Annotated in this window: 2 protein-coding genes; one reads left to right on the top strand and one right to left on the bottom strand. The window is 34.2% G+C overall.

What is annotated here, in order from left to right:
- Nucleotides 1-232 precede the first annotated feature (232 nt).
- Nucleotides 233-1368, bottom strand: a protein-coding gene (locus ESZ54_RS12140; protein ID WP_136137915.1) for an IS3 family transposase whose coding sequence is annotated in 2 segments (ribosomal slippage) — nt 233-1146 and nt 1146-1368 — 1137 coding nt in all. Because the reading frame shifts where the segments join, the coding sequence is not laid out codon by codon here.
- A gap of 57 nt (nt 1369-1425) precedes the next feature.
- On the opposite strand from ESZ54_RS12140, the gene ESZ54_RS12135 reads away from it, so the two are divergent.
- A complete protein-coding gene (locus tag ESZ54_RS12135) occupies nt 1426-1809 on the top strand; it encodes a (deoxy)nucleoside triphosphate pyrophosphohydrolase (protein WP_136137916.1) in 384 nt (127 codons plus the stop codon).
- The last annotated feature ends 349 nt before the right edge of the window (nt 1810-2158 follow it).

The following is a 2158-nucleotide window of genomic DNA, read 5'->3' as shown; positions in this document are numbered from 1 at the left end:
TAAACCTTTAGGTTTATTGCCCCTCTCACACCACCGTACGTACGGTTCCGTATACGGTTTGGATTTGAGTCAATATCTTGGACACATTTTAGTAGAATTTTTTGTGAAAATGTCATTGGTGAGTATGTCATTATTTCCTTTAACCCTCAAGCCAAAACCGCTTGACCGTTAAAGGAAGTAATGACAAATAAATCCCATGACTTTTTCGCAAAAAATGATAGGTGATGGATAGTTAAGCACTTTGTTTAGACAAATTCTCCATTTCTTGTGGTGTTAAATAAGAAATACTGCTATGGATACGATGGCAATTATAAAATCCTTCAATATATTGAAACAAGTGACTTTTGGCGTCTGAATAATCGTGATATTTCTTTTGGTAAACTTCTTCTTTTTTTAATGAGGCATGAAAGGATTCAATTCCGGCATTATCATATGGACAACCTTTTCTGCTAAATGAATGATTGATACCTATATTTTTAATGTTATTCTGATAAGCATCACTTGTGTATTGGCTGCCTAAATCAGAATGTATGATTAAATTCTGATTTGTTTTTTGGCTATTAATAGCTTTATTTAATGTGTCTAGTACTAAGTCAGTCGTCATACTTTTCTCAAATGACCAGGCAATAATTTTTTTTGAATGTAAGTCTTGAATAGAAGAAAGAAAACAGAATCCGTCTGTTTTCGTCTCAATATAAGTGATATCAGTCACCCATTTTTGATTGATATTAGATGTTGTAAAATCTTGTTTTAATAGATTTTCTCGTTCTTGAATGATGCCTTCATTTGTTGATGATGGTCGCCACTTTTTGACTGTAATAGAACGTATATCTAATTCTCTCATTAATTTTTGAACCCGTTTTAGGCTGATTTTAATCCCTTTTTTTAACAATTCTTGATAAATTTTTGGAGCCCCATATCGGCGATGTGATTTAGAATAGATTTGAAAAATAATGATCTTTAACCGCTTGTTTTCCTTTGCTTGATTCGATTCCTGTCTAGACATTATTTCGTAGTAACTTGAACGAGGATAGTCGAATAATTGGCAGGCACGACGAACATTAATTTCACTGGCTAATGTTTGAATCACTTCTAAAGTTTTTGTTTTACTTATTCTTTCGCTAATATGGTGAAAACCTTTTTTAGAATATCGTTATCTTCTTTCAACTGTGCGTTTTCTTTTTTTAATGCAATGACTTCTGCTTCAGTAATCCCCGTTTTTTCGTTGGGTGTATAAAGTTTGATCCATTTGTACAGCGTAGTTGAACCAATGTTGTATTCTTTTGATAATGATTCAACCGATTGACCTGCGTTGTAAAAATCAACAATTGTTTTTTTAAATTCAGTATTATATTTTTTTCTTGTCATGTTGGACACGTCCTTTTCTTCTTAGGTATTATTCTACCAAAGCGTGTCCAAGATTTCATACTAACATCAATTAAAGATAAAAAGATTTTGTGTTGTCAAAGAGGTCCGGGGCGAGCGTTAGCAAATTTATGGGAATTTCCTGGCGGTAAAATTGAAGAACACGAGACTAAAGTGGTTACTTTAGCGCGTGAACTGGATGAGGAATTAAAAATTTCAGTGGATATCGTCGAAGACGCGTATGATTTTTGTCGTTATGAATATGATTTTGGATTTGTTAATTTGACAACGTTTATTTGTCATTTGAAATATGGTGAACCACAATTGACGGAGCATTTGCAATATTGTTGGTTATATCCATCCCAGTTGGATCAGCTGGAATGGGCACCTGCTGATGTGCCAACGGTTAAGAAATTGATGTCTGAATTTGAGGGTGATTTGTGATGGATGTTTTGGAACAGGCATTAAAGAAGGCGTTTATTGATCAATCCATTCCGAGTGAAAAGTTAAATCCAAAGTTTATTCGAAAATTTCAAGTACAAGTTAGCCACCTGTAAAATGTCTAACGTTATTTAAAATTCCTAGTAAATATATCGTGCGATTTGACATTGAGTTAGCGTGTGATAGGCTCTTCTGCCTCACCTGAACATCTTGATGGTCAGGTGGCTCAGGTAAGGCGTCACATGCTAAGAGGCTCAATATCAAATCGCGTTAAGTCCAGTTTCAATTTGCTGATTTCATTAATGAATGATTCATAAGGTGTTGCGTAGCGCATGATTTTTCTTGGTAAACT

It is taken from the genome of Vagococcus silagei, assembly GCF_004795745.1.
In the GTDB taxonomy this organism is placed as follows: Bacteria; Bacillota; Bacilli; order Lactobacillales; family Vagococcaceae; genus Vagococcus; species Vagococcus silagei.
The sequence above is the reverse complement of the archived record's forward strand: the minus strand, read 5'-3'. Positions and strand labels throughout refer to the sequence as shown.